Origin of the sequence: Emticicia sp. BO119, assembly GCF_013912375.1 — a bacterium.
Lineage (GTDB): Bacteria > Bacteroidota > Bacteroidia > Cytophagales > Spirosomataceae > Emticicia.
On sequence record NZ_JACETV010000004.1, the window covers coordinates 180508 to 196874 of the forward strand.

At 36.9% G+C, this 16367-nt stretch carries 18 protein-coding genes; 10 read left to right on the top strand and 8 right to left on the bottom strand.

Annotated elements, in window-relative coordinates; all coding sequences use genetic code 11:
• Positions 1-131 precede the first annotated feature (131 nt).
• From rpoN to H1R81_RS14715, 3 genes are all read left to right on the top strand, one after another.
• Positions 132-1607 (top strand): RNA polymerase factor sigma-54, encoded by a 1476-nt coding sequence (rpoN, locus tag H1R81_RS14705; RefSeq protein ID WP_181841497.1) that lies wholly within the window; start codon positions 132-134, stop codon positions 1605-1607.
• 151 nt (positions 1608-1758) lie between these two features.
• Positions 1759-2316 carry an RNA polymerase sigma factor gene (locus tag H1R81_RS14710; RefSeq protein ID WP_181841498.1) on the top strand — a complete coding sequence of 186 codons (558 nt, stop codon included), beginning with the start codon at positions 1759-1761 and terminating at the stop codon, positions 2314-2316.
• Between the two features lie 35 nt (positions 2317-2351).
• The gene (locus H1R81_RS14715; protein ID WP_181841499.1) at positions 2352-2837 is read left to right on the top strand and encodes a hypothetical protein; all 486 of its coding nucleotides are present in this window, start codon (positions 2352-2354) and stop codon (positions 2835-2837) included.
• 232 nt (positions 2838-3069) lie between these two features.
• Here H1R81_RS14715 and H1R81_RS14720 read toward each other — a convergent pair whose 3' ends face one another.
• Together H1R81_RS14720 and H1R81_RS14725 are read right to left on the bottom strand one after the other, a co-directional pair.
• A complete protein-coding gene (locus H1R81_RS14720) occupies positions 3070-3750 on the bottom strand; it encodes a response regulator transcription factor (protein WP_181841500.1) in 681 nt (226 codons plus the stop codon).
• 46 nt (positions 3751-3796) lie between these two features.
• Positions 3797-5752 (bottom strand): sensor histidine kinase KdpD, encoded by a 1956-nt coding sequence (locus H1R81_RS14725; protein WP_181841501.1) that lies wholly within the window; start codon positions 5750-5752, stop codon positions 3797-3799.
• A 155-nt stretch (positions 5753-5907) separates the two neighbouring features.
• Here H1R81_RS14725 and H1R81_RS14730 point away from each other — a divergent pair, with 155 nt between their 5' ends.
• Both H1R81_RS14730 and H1R81_RS14735 read left to right on the top strand, forming a co-directional pair.
• The gene (locus H1R81_RS14730) at positions 5908-6753 is read left to right on the top strand and encodes a GDSL-type esterase/lipase family protein (protein WP_181841502.1); all 846 of its coding nucleotides are present in this window, start codon (positions 5908-5910) and stop codon (positions 6751-6753) included.
• Positions 6754-6781: 28 nt separating this feature from the next.
• On the top strand, positions 6782-8077 hold the full coding sequence (locus tag H1R81_RS14735) for an NAD(P)/FAD-dependent oxidoreductase (protein WP_181841503.1): 1296 nt from the start codon (positions 6782-6784) through the stop codon (positions 8075-8077).
• 93 nt (positions 8078-8170) lie between these two features.
• On the opposite strand, the gene H1R81_RS14740 is transcribed toward H1R81_RS14735, so the two are convergent.
• A complete protein-coding gene (locus H1R81_RS14740) occupies positions 8171-8491 on the bottom strand; it encodes a hypothetical protein (RefSeq protein WP_181841504.1) in 321 nt (106 codons plus the stop codon).
• A 302-nt stretch (positions 8492-8793) separates the two neighbouring features.
• Here H1R81_RS14740 and H1R81_RS14745 point away from each other — a divergent pair, with 302 nt between their 5' ends.
• Positions 8794-9084, top strand: coding sequence for a hypothetical protein (locus tag H1R81_RS14745; RefSeq protein WP_181841505.1), 291 nt, complete (start codon positions 8794-8796; stop codon positions 9082-9084).
• Positions 9085-9215: 131 nt separating this feature from the next.
• The gene (locus tag H1R81_RS14750) at positions 9216-10292 is read left to right on the top strand and encodes an aminotransferase class I/II-fold pyridoxal phosphate-dependent enzyme (protein WP_181841506.1); all 1077 of its coding nucleotides are present in this window, start codon (positions 9216-9218) and stop codon (positions 10290-10292) included.
• On the opposite strand, the gene pyrR is transcribed toward H1R81_RS14750, so the two are convergent.
• A complete protein-coding gene (gene pyrR, locus H1R81_RS14755; protein WP_181841507.1) occupies positions 10289-10822 on the bottom strand; it encodes a bifunctional pyr operon transcriptional regulator/uracil phosphoribosyltransferase PyrR in 534 nt (177 codons plus the stop codon). The genes H1R81_RS14750 and pyrR overlap by 4 nt on opposite strands.
• 134 nt (positions 10823-10956) lie before the next feature.
• Here pyrR and pth point away from each other — a divergent pair, with 134 nt between their 5' ends.
• The 3 genes from pth to H1R81_RS14770 all read left to right on the top strand — a co-directional run bounded on the left by pth (position 10957) and on the right by H1R81_RS14770 (position 12945).
• Entirely contained in the window at positions 10957-11517 is a 561-nt protein-coding gene (pth, locus tag H1R81_RS14760) for an aminoacyl-tRNA hydrolase (RefSeq protein ID WP_181841508.1), read from the top strand.
• A 241-nt stretch (positions 11518-11758) separates the two neighbouring features.
• Positions 11759-12220 carry a hypothetical protein gene (locus H1R81_RS14765; protein ID WP_181841509.1) on the top strand — a complete coding sequence of 154 codons (462 nt, stop codon included), beginning with the start codon at positions 11759-11761 and terminating at the stop codon, positions 12218-12220.
• Between the two features lie 188 nt (positions 12221-12408).
• Positions 12409-12945 carry a hypothetical protein gene (locus H1R81_RS14770; RefSeq protein ID WP_181841510.1) on the top strand — a complete coding sequence of 179 codons (537 nt, stop codon included), beginning with the start codon at positions 12409-12411 and terminating at the stop codon, positions 12943-12945.
• Positions 12946-13038: 93 nt separating this feature from the next.
• Here the strand turns inward: H1R81_RS14770 and H1R81_RS14775 are convergent, their stop codons facing one another.
• The 4 genes from H1R81_RS14775 to H1R81_RS14790 all read right to left on the bottom strand — a co-directional run bounded on the left by H1R81_RS14775 (position 13039) and on the right by H1R81_RS14790 (position 16318).
• Complete coding sequence (locus H1R81_RS14775) at positions 13039-13797, bottom strand: YgcG family protein (protein WP_181841511.1); 759 nt, start codon at positions 13795-13797, stop codon at positions 13039-13041.
• Between the two features lie 8 nt (positions 13798-13805).
• Positions 13806-14240 (bottom strand): TPM domain-containing protein, encoded by a 435-nt coding sequence (locus tag H1R81_RS14780; protein ID WP_181841512.1) that lies wholly within the window; start codon positions 14238-14240, stop codon positions 13806-13808.
• An 87-nt stretch (positions 14241-14327) separates the two neighbouring features.
• Entirely contained in the window at positions 14328-14909 is a 582-nt protein-coding gene (locus H1R81_RS14785) for a LemA family protein (protein WP_181841513.1), read from the bottom strand.
• 101 nt (positions 14910-15010) lie between these two features.
• Positions 15011-16318, bottom strand: coding sequence for a DASH family cryptochrome (locus H1R81_RS14790; protein ID WP_181841514.1), 1308 nt, complete (start codon positions 16316-16318; stop codon positions 15011-15013).
• Positions 16319-16367: the final 49 nt, after the last annotated feature.

Below are 16367 nucleotides of genomic sequence, written 5' to 3' on the forward strand. Positions count from 1 at the left end.
TTCGGCAAAAAATTTGTTCGTTAATAAAAAAATCTATTCCTTTAATCATTGTCTCACATTCTTTTGGCACGAAAAATGTGGAGAGGGTCTGTAAAAGGCCCTATTATAAATGAAAAAACTCTACGTCTCACATGCAGAAACTAAGTCTCAACCAATCTCTTCAACAGCGGCTGTCTCCTCAACAGATTCAGTTTATTAAGCTGTTGCAAATCCCCACGGCTGAACTCGAACAACGAATAGAAGAAGAGCTTGAAGTCAATCCTGCCCTGGAAGAAGGCATGGACATGGACGAGCGAGTGAAAGATGAGTATGAGGAAGACGACTATGGCGATGATTACGATGAATATGGCGAGTATGAACGCTACGAGGGGCTTGATGTAAAACAATACTTAGATCAGGATGATTACGCAGGATATAAAATGTACGGAGATGGTTGGGGAGATGATGACAGAGACGTAATGCCGGTAGTTGCCACCAGTACATTGGCGGAGTCGTTAGTACAGCAATTAGGCTACCTGCGCCTTGATGCAAGACAAGAATCTATAGGTATGCAATTGATAGGGAGTATTGAGGAAGATGGTTATATCCGTCGCCCGTTACGTTCTATCTGCAATGATCTGGCATTTACACAAAATATTTATACTACAGAAGACGAACTTACTACTACACTAAAAAAAATACAATCTTTTGAACCTGCAGGTATTGGTGCAAGAGATTTAAGAGAATGTCTTTTATTACAATTAGACAGGAAAGATCAGGATGAGGTAGCTGTTGAAGTAGCTATCAGGATTATTACTGATTATTTTGACGAATTTACCAAAAAACATTACGAGAAGATTCAAAGACGGCTTGATATTAATGATGATACCATGAAAGAGGCTATCAAAATTATTACACGTCTGAATCCGAAACCAGGTAATACCGGTAATGGAGATAGTACAGCGGCGTATCTGATGGCAGATTTTATTGTAACGAATAACAATGGCAAGTTAGATGTTATTCTGAACTCTAAAAATGCACCGGAACTTCGTGTAAGCCGCTCGTTTGCTGAAATGCTTGATACCTACGATAAAACAGATAAAAACGGTTCGGCACAGCATAAAAGCATTAAAGAAACAGTAACCTTTGTTAAACAGAAATTAGATGCAGCTAAGTGGTTTATTGATGCCATCAAACAACGTCAGCAAACGCTTTTAAAAACTATGAAAGCGATTGTTGAATATCAAAGAGATTTTTTCCTTGATGGTGATGAGTCGAAACTTAGACCGATGATTCTGAAAGATATTGCTAATCGTATCGAAATGGATATCTCAACGGTTTCACGTGTAGCAAATAGTAAGGCTGTACAAACTGATTTTGGTATTTATCCGCTGAAGTACTTCTTCTCTGAGGGCATTGCCACTGATTCGGGTGAAGATGCCTCAAGCCGCGAGGTAAAAAATATTCTGAAAGAACTAATAGAAAACGAGCCTAAAAACTCGCCACTTTCTGACGATAAATTAGAGAAAATGCTTAATAAGCGCGGCTATAATATTGCCCGCCGTACTGTTGCTAAATATCGCGAGCAATTGAATATTCCGGTTGCTCGTTTGCGTAAGCAATTATAATTTTCTTACAGAGTCTCTCAAAAAACCTTACAAGATAAAAGTCAGCAACTTGAAAAGTGCTGACTTTTTTTATTGATTTCTGCAACCTTTAAAGCCTTCTTGTATTCTATAAGTAGTAAATAATCATAAAAAGGGCATAATCGGATTTCTAATGAAAAAAGAAGTATCTGTAAATTTTAATAAGGATAAACCTGAAGCGTTTGGAGAAATTTACGATTATTTCTACTCAAAGATATTTGGTTATGTATATCGCCGGATAGGTGATTATGATATAGCCAGAGATATTACTGCTGAGACTTTCCTGAAGGCATTTATGAATATCAGAAAATATGGTTTCGAAGGAGATAACATTGCTTCATGGCTCTATAAAATTGCTACTAATGAGATGAATTTGTTTTTTCGTAGTTTACGCTATTCTCCAGATTTATTCAGTCGGTTTTCAACAGACTTGATAGATGATGAAGTATTACATAGCATTTTTGAGAAAGAAAAAGCCGAATTGGAGAGACAGCAACAAGAATATGATGAATTTCGCCAGATTCAGGAGCAGCTAAAAAAATTAGAGCTGAAATATCAGGAAGTAATAGCTTTGAGATTTTTTGAGGATAAAGCCATAAAAGAAATAAGTGAAATTTTGGGCAAACCCGAGGGAACTATTAAGTCACTACTTTCGAGAGGCGTTGAAAAGCTAAGAGATAAGTTGGTATAAAAGTAAGAGTATAGATTTTTAATAAGAATATAACTATGGAAAATGAAGATTTTGTAAATAAACTTCAGCGCCTGAAAAAACCTGAAATTTCACAAACCTCACATCAAGAATACATTAAGTTGCCTCTATTGAATGCCCGCAAATCGGCAACATTGGGCTGGTGGCTGGTGGCTATCCCGCTTTTTTTCTTAGTGTCAGTTTTTGTCAGGAGTATCTTTACAAGCGGGCAGTATATTCATATAATAGATGCTTTTTTAGAAACTATTGCGAAGATTGACCATACCTCTTATGCGTGGTGGCTTAATCCCATTGTATTTTTATTGTTCCCAATAATAGCAGGTGCTATGAATTTATTGTCAATCATACATATAGCGTATGAAAAACAGACGAAGGAAATAATTATTAGCATTAAACTACGGTTCTGGAATATAGTATTGGTTATAATAGGTTTTAAGATTGTAGCTATTCTGGGGCTATATCTGATAATGGAAAATCTCAGACACCTGGAAAAGATAAAATAAACTTAAAAATATGATGACCGGGGGTTATCAGAAGAGGCATTTTTTAAAACCAGCATCTGTATTGGACGGGATAATTTTCAGTTTGGCTATCACAGTAGCTATCATTCTTTTTATAGAGATTGACAGGCAGTCACTTTCTATAACCAATATCTTGATTAACAGATTAATCTATCTCATATTGATAGGGGGTAATATACACCATTGCCTGGTATTGTACTCCTACCAAAAAAAGTTAAACAATTAACTTAAAACCCTCTCCATGCATATTCATAATCTGAATTGCCGGGTCTTCTTTCAGGTGTTTGCGGAGTTTGGTAATATACACATCCATACTACGGGCATTGAAGTAGCTGTCATCTCCCCAGATTAGTTTCAAGGCAAAACTTCTGCTAACAGACTGGTTTTTATTCTGACAAAGGAGTTTTAATAGTTCAGATTCTTTAGTAGTCAGCTTATTCTGGCTACCATTGTATGCTAAAGTATTAGTCTGCGCATCAAATGAATATTCACCAATCTGATAGGTATTGATCGGGGTATCCGCTTCCTGTTTATGAATACGACGAAAAATGGCTTTCATACGCATTAATAGCTCTTCCATACTGAAAGGCTTCGTAATATAGTCGTCAGCCCCTACTTTAAAGCCTTGAATGGTATCTTCCTTCATTGATTTGGCTGTCAGAAAAATAATAGGCACTTCTTTATCTTTCATACGAATTTCTTTCGCCAGCGAAAACCCGTCTTTTTTCGGCATCATCACATCACAGATACACATATCGTAATTGCCTTTCTCAATAAACATCCTGATGCCCTCTTCGCCGTTCTTCGCTAAATCAGTTTCAAATCCTTTGGCATTCAGGTATTCCTGCAAAAGCATACCTAAGTTTGGGTCATCTTCTGTCAATAAAACTTTCATATTGTAGCCCTAAGGGGAGTTTAAAAGTGTTTATAAGTACAACACACTACACTCGTCTATTCAAAGGCAGATATACTTCAAATCTGCTACCTTCTCCTATTTTACTTTCAACCTGTATTACACCCTGATGCGACTCTACCATTTTTCTTACGTAGCTTAGGCCTAAGCCAAAGCCTTTTACATCATGCAGGTTTCCGGTTGGTACTCTATAAAACCTTTCAAATATCCTGTTCAGTTGCTCTTTGGTCATACCAATGCCTTTATCGGCAATCGTAATTTTCAGGAAGCCCTCCTCGTTCTCGGTTTTAATGGTAATTTCAGGAGTTTCGGGCGAATATTTATTGGCATTGTCGAGCAAGTTATAGATAATATTGGTTACGTGCACATCGTCTGCTTCAATTTCAGGGTTTTCGGCATCCAACTCTAAATTTACTGTACCATTTTTTTGTTCAATCTGTACACTCAGGTTATGCAAAACCTGCTCAATAGTTTCATGAATATTTACCGGCTCTAATTTCAGTTTTACATCGCCCTTATCCAGTAAAGCCATTTGCAATACCTTTTCAACTTGTGTACCTAATCGGCGGTTTTCGTCCTGAATAATATTCAGATAGCGATTCATCTTGTTATTATCTTTCTTCACGTCGTTGTCTTTCATTACTTCCACAGCCAAAGAGATTGTAGAGATAGGTGTTTTAAACTCGTGAGTCATATTATTGATGAAATCATTCTTGATAGTAGCCAGTTTTTTCTGTTTCAACATTGTATTAACCGATGTATAGAAAATACCACCAATCATCAGAATCAAGAAGACAGAACTGGCGAAGACTGTCCACATATTACGCAAGATAAATCCCTGAGTATCGGGGAAGTGTACATATAAGAAATGATTCTGTGGTTGCAAATCGCTTGGGAAAAGCTGTGCTCTATACGAGTCTCTGATAAAATTCGGTATCGTATTTTCAGCAAAAGATGCGAATATTAAATTTGAACTGTTCTTTACAATATATTGATAAGGAATTGTAATTCCCCGGCTTTTTAGTTCTTTTTTCAAAAGAGTATCTAAAGAAATGCGGTCAAGGCGTTCGTGTATATCACGAGAACCATGAATCACATCTGTTAAAACATCTTTTACTAATTCTGCTTTGTTTTTAGTACGCTCAATATCCTCCTGAGCAACAGTAACAGTGGGTTCTTCTGTTTTTATTTTTGGCTTTTCTACAACCTTGTGTTTTTTAGGTTTTACATAAACGGTATGTGAGCTATCAATTACCGGAGTAGAAATAGTATAGCCAAAACTGAATCCACTACTTTGGTCTTCAATACCCCCGATACTTAAAATCTGGTGATTTTCGTTGGAATTTTTATTCAGAATCAAGACCTGACGGTTAAATTCTTTAATCAAATCATCGGCAGTCTTCTGGCGCATCACGTTATTTCGCAGAGGTTGATTTAAATCTTCCAGTGCCATGTTTTGCTCTTCTAACATTTCTTTGATTAAATCCATCTGGCGAACAGGAATCTCAAGCAGGCGGGTAGTGCCAAATACATCAGTTACAGCTACTGTGTTGCTGCCTCTGCCGGCTCTTTGTCTCACTTTTGCCAGAGGCTCCGAACCCTGCGGAGCATAATAGGTATTATAGCCTTTATAGCTATTAAATTCTTGCGGGAAAACTGGGCTTAAAGGAGCTTCAGGAGTAAATGCCGCACCAAAGTCTTCCAGCTGTTCAGCTTTCGGCGGTTTGGGTAGTTTTTTCTTCTCCTGTTTCTTTTGTGTAATAGCCAGTAGCTTTTTCTGCTCTTCTATTTTCATTTTCTGGTTGGCAAGAAAAATGATCTCCTGTTTTTCGATCTTCTTAACCGTCTCCTGTAAAGCATCATTCACATTCCGGTCAAACTGCTCTTGTCTGACAGAAATAGCATTTTCAATCCAATACCATTGAAAGGTGATTAAACCTATCATGGCAATAAGCATAAATATGATAATATTCCTGAAATTCATCTTCTGATTTTCTTTACCTGAACAATCACTTTATTCTAAAACAAAGTTATTCCACGAAATTAACGCCAATCAAACAAAAATTTGTCTTATTTAACACTTTTTAACATCAAATATTATATTTAGGTTTACATTTTTAACTCATATTCCTACCTTAAATGTTCTGGCCTTTAGTAACTGGCTTCCTGATAATACTGGTAATTCTATATATCTGGCTGTGGCAAAAAATTACCAGAGATAAACCCCGGAACTACCCCACACTACAGAACCGACAAAAATTAAACTCTTCAAAGAAGATATTGGTTTGTTTTGGAGATAGTAATACTCATGGCAATGTTAGTTATAATTGGGTAAGTGATATTGAAACGGCTTTTCAGAATTTGCAGGTGCTAAATGCAGGAGTTAATTCAGACCTGACGTATTCGTTGTTACAACGAATAGACGATGTAATAGCCTGTCAGCCTGATTTTATTACGATCCTTGTCGGAACAAATGATGTGAGTGCAACTATAAGCCAGGAATTAGCAAATAGTTTTAAACAAATAAACCGTATCCCACAAGAGATGATGCCTGATTATGGGTCGTTCAAAAGTAATTATCAGGAAATTATTGATAGACTAAAAAAAGAGACTCACGCAAAAATTGCGGTGATGTCTCTGCCCTTGATAAGCGAAGACCTGACCCACGAGGCAAATATAAAAGCAGATATCTATAGCGAATATATTAAAGCAATGGCGCAGACACAACATTTGAGTTATCTGCCTTTGCGAGAAAAACTGAAAGATTATCTGCAGGCCAACCCTCAGCCATTGAAACATACATTTGACGAAACCCTCAAACTGCTGATATTCTCAATTATTAATCATTATATACTTGGCAAAGATTGGGATTATACGAGCAGGAAACATGGGTATCAGCTTACACCGGATAATATTCATCTCAATTCGGTTTCAGGAGGAATAATTCGGGATTTGGTAAAAGAATTTATATCAGTAACCCAATAGTTTTTAAAAGTCTATCACCCTATAATTTATGAAGCAGGTTTGTATTATTGGCGCAGGTTCTTCCGGAATTGCTGCTGCTAAAACCATGAAAGAGAATGGTATTAGTTTCGATTGTTTTGAAAAAGGCTCGGATATTGGCGGAAACTGGCGTTTTAATAACGATAACGGTGTTTCATCTGCGTATCGTTCCTTGCACATCAACACTAACCGGATAGCAATGGCTTACACCGGTTTTCCAATGCCTGATGATTATCCCATGTATCCGCACCATAGCCATATTATTAAATATTTTGAGAGTTACGTTGAGCATTTTGGCATTCGTGAATCTATTACATTCAATACCACAGTTACTGAGGTAAGTCAAAGCCCTGATGGTACTTATGTAGTTACACTTGATAACAGAGAAACAAGGAATTATAAATATATAATCGTTGCTAATGGTCATCATTGGAAACCCCGTATGCCAGATCCTGGATTTGAAGGTGCCTTTACCGGAGAAATCATACATTCTCACTATTATAAAGAATCAGAGCAAGTAAAGGATAAAGATGTACTGATTGTAGGTATCGGCAATTCTGCTGTAGATATAGCCGCTGAAGCAGCAAGATTGCACACAGGTAAAGTAGTGATTTCGACCCGGAGTGGAGCACATATTACGCCAAGCTGGCTTTTTAGCATGCCGTTTGATATGCTGGCCAATCCGTTCACGTCAAAATTACCTTTACCAGTGCAAAGGCTTACTCTGAAACTGGTCTTGTGGCTGGCACGAGGTAAACAGGAAGACTTTGGTGTGCCTAAGCCCAAGCGGGCTTTACTAAGCGAACACCCGACTGTCTCACAAGATTTATTGCATTTGTCGGGTAGGGGTGCAATCAAGTTTAAACCTAATATCAGGAAGTTTCAGGAAAGGACAGTGTTTTTCGAAGATGGTAGCCAGCAGGATTTTGATATGGTGATTTATGCCACAGGATATAAAATATCATTCCCCTTCCTGAAACACTATATAGAATTTGATATAGAAAAAAACAACAATATCCAGCTTTATAAAAGGGTCATTCATCCTGATTTTCCGGGCATTTTCTTTATCGGACTTTTACAGCCTTTAGGCGCAATTATGCCGCTTGCTGAACTACAAACCAAATGGATAGCTAAAATAATAAATGGAGATTGTAAATTGCCAACAAAAGAAGCAATGATATGTTCGATAGAAGAAGATGCTAAAAAGCTACGCAAACAATTTGATGAATCACCCCGGCATACTTTAGAGGTAGATTTCTTTGGGTACAAGAGTAGTATAGAAAAAGAAATGAAGAGGGCAAAATAAATAGTGAAAAATTGTAAGGAAAGAAATTGTCGTAATAAGTAAAGTAAGGAGAATAGGACGAGAAAAGTTTATCAATTAACGAGTTTTTCTCGTTTAGTTTTTAACCGCCATGATTTCTTTTAAAACAAAATATAAATCCTCAACCATCTTTTTAGCTGTTTTAAAATCAATTTTTTCATATAGAATATCAAAACCACTTCTCACCTGCTTACCGTCTCTAAAGATTGCATTTTCAGAAGTTAAAATGTTCATTATTCTATATTGCGCTTCTTGAGTATTTTCTAATTTAGGAATTAAAATTATTCGATGAATTGCGCCATAATGTTTTTTTAGGCGTTGCCTTAAATTGCCATTATCTGTTAATATTGTTGATATAATTTTATCACATTTACTAATAAAGTATGTTTCGTTCATAATTTCTGGGGATTTGAATTAAAAATCAGTACGCCTAAAAATTATTGTTTTAGACAAATATTAATTGCGATTAGTTTCTTTTATATGATTTAAAAATTGAGATTTAAATAATAAATTCTATTTATTAATACGAATAGAGTTTGTCATCTCTTTTGCAAAATATTACTTTGGGCTTTAAATTTAACAGTATAATTCGTAGAGAGTAAAAATCAATATTAAAATTACTAAACGAATTTAAGATATATGTGCTAAACCTATATTATATAATTATTTTGTATTGATAAACTATAAAAACTAAAACAATGATTCCAAAATCTTTACTTATTCTAATTCTTATAATTATTATGATTTGGGGTTTTCGTGATTATTTTATTTATCAAACCAAAAAAAGGAATGAAAAACTCAAAGCGTTACAAGAGTCTTATGATAATGCACTTAAAACCTTAAAAGAATCTTATGAAGCTGCGCTTAAATCTGAAGACAAAGCAAAAGCATTAGAAGCTGGGCGTAAATATTACTCCTTTAAGAGAAATGGGGAGTTAACTATTTATGATGAGCAAGCAATTACAAATGATTTAATGACAATGAAGTAGATAAACAATTGCATAGTTTTTCTGTAAATGCGTCATTTTGAGTTATCTCAAAATAGCTAACATAGAAAATGAAACTACTAATTTTGAGTAGCCACCATCAGATAGTAGCGTATTGAAATTACACAGCGTTTATGCACAAAGATTTTATTATTCATCAACAACCATCCAATAAAATCAGGTTAGAAGAGAAAGAGTATCATTTTTTTAGTGGTACCTCTTATCTTGGGATGAATCAGGACCAAGAGTTTAAACAACTATTAATAGAGGGCCTGTATGAATACGGGATGTCGTTCGGAAGTTCCCGAAACGGGAATCTGCAATTAGCTATTTATGAAACTGCCGAAAATAAGATGGCAGCATGGGTAGGGGCAGAAAAGGCTCTCACGGTGTCTTCGGGTATGCTAGCAGGGCAATTAGTGGCTCAATACTTTAAAACACAGCAAGCAACATTTTTTTATGCTCCACAGAGCCATTCGGCGAACTTCCATGAACCTATTGTGCAATTGCCTGCCATGCGTTTTCAGGAGTGGGCAAAACAGATAGCAGGGCAAATCAAAGAAGCCAATGCGCAACATTCGGTAATTGTATGTAACTCAACCGATGGACTGCGAGCCACTGCTTATGAATTTGACTGGATAAATGATTTACCCGAAGACCGGGCTATTACTTTAATTATAGATGATTCTCATGGTTTAGGCATAACAGGGCAAAATGGTGCAGGGATTTTTCAGTCTGTTTTTGTCAAGCCTAATATACGATTTGTAGTAGTTTCTTCTTTGCATAAAGCAATGGGTATTCCGGGCGGGGTGGTTTTGGGCGATGAAATTATTATTGAAGCATTAAGACATACTGCTTTTTTTGCCTCTTGCTCACCAATAGCTCCGGCTTATTTATATGCTTATGTAAAAGGAGATGAGATATATCAAAGGAATTTCGAACGTCTGTTATCTAATGTTGAGCGGTTTTCTAAACAATTACAATCTGTAAAAGACGTATTTAATTCTCAACCAGCCTATCCTGTTTTTTATACACCACAGGATTCGCTATATGATTATCTGTTTAAGGAAGAGATTTTCATTTATAGCTTTGCTTATCCTATCAAAACCGGTAAGCCTAATACAAGAATTGTGATAAGTGCCTGGCATGATATTGAGCAGATAGATTTACTGGCAGCGAAGTGTAATGAGTTTGCTGAGAAATATATTTAACCAATCAACCAGATTTTATCTTCGTTGTGGCCTTGTTCTTTCCATTCTACCAAAACACGCTGGCTATCAAGGGTGTTTACTTTCATACCGGTATAGTCAGGCTGAATAGGCAGGTCTCGCACATAACGACGATTAATCAGGCAAAGCAATTCTATCTTCTCGGGTCGTCCGAAAGCCTGCATGGCATCAATGGCTGCACGTACCATACGGCCTGTGGCTAATACATCATCTATCAGAATTACCTTTTTGTTTTCAATTACAAAAGGAACTTTGGTTTCATTGGGTTTCAATGGGGTATCTCTTCTGCGAAAATCATCACGGTAGAATGTGGCGTCTAAGTATCCTAATTTAATAGAAAACCCTGTTTCATGTTGTAATTTCTGAGCAATGCGATCTGCTAAAAAAATACCACGAGGTTGTAAGCCTAAAATAACAGAGTTTGAGAAATCTTTATGGTTTTCAATCAGTTGCTGACATAAACGGTTAAGTGTAATGTCAAGAAGCGGATTAGCTAAAATAAGTCGTTTCATACAAAAAATGATAAATAATGTAACTCAACTGGTGTGATGGCTGTTGTAGCTAAAGATTCTCGTTAAATTTTCGGAACTTTGCCGACAAATTTATTGACTCATTCTCTTATTCACTAATTCATAGATTAAAAAAAATGAAATATCTCATTGCCGGGCTCGGAAACATTGGTCCTGAATATGCTTTTACTCGCCACAATGTAGGTTTTATGGTACTCGACCGCCTTGCAGCACAAAATGACTTCTCTTTTAAAATGGAAAGACTTGCTTATACTGCCGAATTTAAATACAAAGGTAAGCAGATACATTGCATTAAACCCACTACTTATATGAACCTGAGCGGCAATGCCGTGAACTACTGGTTGCAGGCGTTAAAGATACCTGTTGAAAATCTTCTGGTGATCTGTGATGACATTGCATTGCCTTTTGGTAAACTACGTCTGAAAACCAAGGGTTCGCACGGTGGGCAGAACGGGTTAAGAAATATTGAGGAAAAATTAGGTACACAAAATTATAATCGCTTACGCTTTGGGATAGGCAATAATTTCCATGCCGGAAGGCAGGTAAATTACGTTTTGGAGCCATTCAGCGAAGATGAAATGAGCCAGTTGGTCGCAAGATTAGACCGGGCAGACGACATAATTACCAGTTTTTGTAGCATTGGGGTAGAGCGAACAATGAATTTTTTCAACGAATGATTGTACTTTTTAAAGAATTTTTGTGTTGACCAACTTTGGAATATTATATAAGTTGCACTTTTCTAAGACAAATAATATTCTATTTATTTGTAAAAAATAGTGGTAAAATTCTTTTTTTTGTTTCGTATAACAAATAAAATTAGAACAATATTCGGTGTTTGGGTCTGATACGCATTTGGATTATATTAATTTTCGTTGTAGTTTTGCATCATCATCCACGAAAGAAAAATAGAACAAAACAATGAAAAATTCATTTAAATCCGTTATATTTGCAGTTACACTTGGGTCATTCTTGATTTCTGCAAATATTGTAAATGCAAATGACCGTGATTCAGCTAAGAGTGAAGTAATGTTGGTAAAAGGAGCTGAAGTAAATTTCGCGAACTTCATGTCGAAAAAAGCGAAAAAATTTGTAAAGACCGAAGATTGGGTTATATTTGTAAATGTTGTGAAATTATATAATAACTCACCAGCCAGATTTATGGCAATGAGTTCATCACAAAAAGCAGAATTTAACGAAGCGGCAAACAACATAGAAACAAAAGTTGCAAAACTAAGAGGTGATGAGGCTAAAGCCTGGAGAAACAAAGTAGTAGCAACAACAAAAATTTTGAATGTGTTGTGGAATTACCAATCAAACGTTGAGCCAGTTGATCAGGAAAACGCAGTAAGTCCGGTTGTGACTGAAATGTTAGGTCGCTAAAGCTCAACTTAGCAAAGAATAAAATATTAAGTTTTTCATAGTTTAATAGGTTAGGGTTGAATAGATGGACGCTTACCCCACTGCTTCTGGCGGTGGGGTTAAGTTTTTTTATGGGGGTTGTGTTGATCTCTTGGAACATCTGAACCCTTTATTTGTGTTATAATCAAAAACTTATCTTTCTCTGCCCAATGCGTATCGTATTACTCCTGTTTCTTTTTCTGGTTTCCTGCACCCAAAGCGAAAACAAAATCCAGTCAAAAACCTATTATGATCTTGTCGGATTAATAAATCAACAAATCAGCGATTTATCAGCTAAGAAGCCGTTGATTGAAAAAACAGTTCTATTGGCCGATAAGCAGGAGCGCATAGAAACTAAAGATATTGACTGGAACAAAGAACTGGAGTTGTTTCTGCAAGCCGATTTGAATAAGCAATCGTATCAATCTGGCTATATTGTTGATATAAAGGATAAAAGAATAAGCTATCAATTAAAAGAAGGTGAAAAATTGCCTGTTACTTCGCTCATAATAGAATTTGATGAGAAAAACCTGCCGAAACATATAGAAAGCACGATGCATACAAATAACTATCTGTATGAGTCAGATAAGAAACTGACGGCAGATTTGGTGAATAATCAATTGAAAACCTATAAAATTGAGGGTTATCAGGAGTTATTTGTTGGAAGTAAGAAGGGCTTTAGTGTAGAAGGGAAAATAAAAGAGTAAGGGTTGAAGAATCATGGATATAAAAATAATCCCGGCCAGAACCTTGGCCGGGATTATTTTTTATGCTCTTTATTTTACTTAAAAGTATTAATTCTAATAATCTCCCCCGGCGCCACCGCCACCAAAACTTCCGCCCCCAAAGTCGAAGCCACCACCGCCGCTGCTTCCTCCACCAGACCAGCCACCTGAAGAACTTCCCCAACCAGTATAAGTTGTATATGGAATCCAGCCACCGCCTCCACGGTTTCTGTTATTACCACCCCCTTTATTGTTTTTACCGATGATGTAAAAAACGATAATCAGAATAATAATAAAGATAAGGATGCCTATAAAAGCTCCTCCGCCGTCTTCATCATCGGGGTCGGCTTTAAATTCGCCTTTGGCATAGCTGATAATCTTATCTACAGCCGCATCAAGTCCTTCATAATACTTCAATTCTTTGAAATTAGGTATTATATCCTGCTGAATGATACGTTTACTGTAAGCGTCTGTAATTGAGCCTTCCATGCCGTATCCTGTAGCAATGAATACCTTTCTGTCGCCTGGGGCCCAAAGAATAATAATACCATTGTTTTTGCCTTTTTCGCCTACTCCCCAGGTTCTACCTAATTTAAAGGCATATTCGCTTATGTCGTAGGGCTGAACGGTCTTAACAATTACAATAGCAATCTGAGTTGAGGTAGTATCATAATAAGCCTTTAGTTTTGATTCTAACTGATTAATCTCACTCTGGCTTAACAGACCTCCTACAAAATCATTGACAAATCGCGGAGGGTTCGTTTTTGGCGGAATATCCTGTGCGAAAGCAATACTTTGCAGTAGCAATAAAAATATGAAAAGTTTTTTGAACATTATATTGGCTAAGGTATAGGGTCTGTTGAAATATCATCAGAGATTTCGTTGATGTCGTCCTGATGATATGGAAAAAATTTCTTTAACTGATTACCGGCCTCTCGAATACCTGTTTGTAGGCCTCCTGCAAAGTCTTCTTGCAAAAAATATTGTCTCATACTGTCTCTGATACCCTCCCAGAAATTAACAGGAACTACTTTATCAATTCCTTCATCACCTAATATCGCAAACTTATGGCTACCATACGCCAGATAAAATAAAACACCGTTTCTTTGAGCAGTTCTATCAAGCAAAAGGTATTGAAATACCTGCTTAGCACGCTCTATAGGGTCTTCTGTCGGGCAAGTTTCTTCTATATGAACCTTCACTTCTCCTGAAGTGTTCAACTCTGCATCTTTGATTGCTTTCACAATCCTTTCTTTGGCGGTCTCTGTCAGAAACATGGCTGTATGAGATAAGATTTTCTGAAAAAATAAATAGCACTTACAGAATATTTATACCCTGTAAGTGCATATAATATGCCTGAGAGATTAGAACTTAACCGTTGGAGCCGACTGGGCAGCATCAGATGCCTGGAAGAAGCCTTTCTCGTTGAATCCGAATATCTTGGCAAAAATAACCGTCGGGAAACTCAGCGCAGAGGCATTATAGGTTTGAACCGAAGCATTGAAATCGTTCCGGGCTACGCCAATCCGGTTTTCTGTGCCCTCTAACTGCGACTGTAACTCGAGAAAGTTCTGATTAGCCTTTAGCTGAGGATATTGCTCTACAGAAACCAATAAGCGGCTCAAAGCTCCACTTAACTGGTCTTGTGCAGCCTGAAATTTCTGAATATTTTCAGGAGTCAAGTTATCCGGGCTGATTTGCATCGATGTCGCTTTGGCACGCGCTTCAATTACCTGCGTTAAGGTACTTTTTTCAAAGTCAGCCGCACCTTTTACTGTATTTACTAAGTTAGGAATCAAGTCAGAACGACGTTGATATTGCGTTTGTACATTAGCCCATTTCCCTTTCACGTCCTGGTCTTTACCAACCAGACCGTTATAAGACGAACAACCATATACACAGAAAATCAATACAACGCCAATTATAATTAAGGTGCTTCTTTTCATTTTTCAAAAGGGGTTTGTGTTTTAACTGATAATTTTTGCTCAAATGTAATAATTTGGAAATAATATCCAAGAAATACATAAGTATAAGTGGGTGAAAACCGCTATGAATGGACATTTTCGCCCAGCCATAATTTCACATACTCCTGTTTGGGGTCATAGAAGCCTGCTTGTTGTTCTATATCAAATTTTCTACCTTCTTGCGGGTCGTTACCCACACCTGCTATGTAGTTCCAGTTACCCCAGTTAATACAAACATCATAATCAATCAGGGTACTTTCAAAATAGGCAGCTCCCCAGGTCCAGTCAATGCCTAAATCTTTAGCTAAATAACTGGCCACATTTTGTCGGCCCCGATTTGACATATAGCCTGTTAATTGAATTTCGCGCATATTGGCATCAATAAACGGCACGCCTGTTTCGCCTTTTACCCAGGTCTCAAAAGCAGGTTTATTGCGGCTCCACTGTTTCATCAGGTCGTTTTTGATACCACTGGCCTTGAACATACGTGTACCACTTTTTAAAGCTACAAAATAGAAATAATCACGCCAGAGCAATTCGAAAATCAACCAATAAGTCGACTCATTCGCTATTCTCTCTGCTTCGTATTTTTTTACTTCTTCATATATTGTTCTTGGCGAGAGGCAGCCCAAACTCAGCCAGGGAGATAATTTAGAAGAATAGTCGGCTCCAATCAATCCATTTCTGGTCTCTTTATAGTTTTTGAGTAAATCTTTTTTCCAAAGATATTCATGAAGCCGTTTTAAGCCTTCGGTTTCACCACCCGTAAAGTCAAATACAGCACGTGTATCAGTTACAGGTGTCGACTCAAAGCCTAAATCCTGATAAGTGGGGATATTGCCCGGGTCAATACCTTGAACTTCGGATAACTGTGCCGGAACATCAAATGTTTTTCTGACTCTGGTTGACTGTTCTATTTTCTTTTTAAAATCTGTAAAAATCTTAGGAAGAAAATTAATCTGAAATGGCAAATCGCGGGCGTGGTATAGTGTAGCAGACCAGATAAGGTCAATATCAATATTAAGGGGTTTTAGCTGTTTGGAAAGAAGCGCCTCAATAGTAGTTTCGTCTTGCGTTACTTCTTTACTGGCAAACACCGCAGAAGCATCTAAATCGGTAGCTATCTGAGCAATTATATCCTCGGCATGGCCTACTCTTACAATTAAATCAGAACCTTTCTCTCTCAGATTTTTCCTTAAATCCTCAACGGCCTCAATTAAAAATTTAGTTCTGAAAATTCCGGTTCTTTTAAATCCAAGGAAGTTCTTTTCAAAGTAACGTGTATCAAATACATAAACCGGAACCACATTACCTGCTTTTGAAGCTTCTAAAAAAGCCTCATTATCCCGTAATCTTAAATCGTTTCTAAACCAGAAAATTATATTTTGCATACCTGTAATTAAGATAAATGATAGTGTGTTGAATGCTGTATGTCTGTTA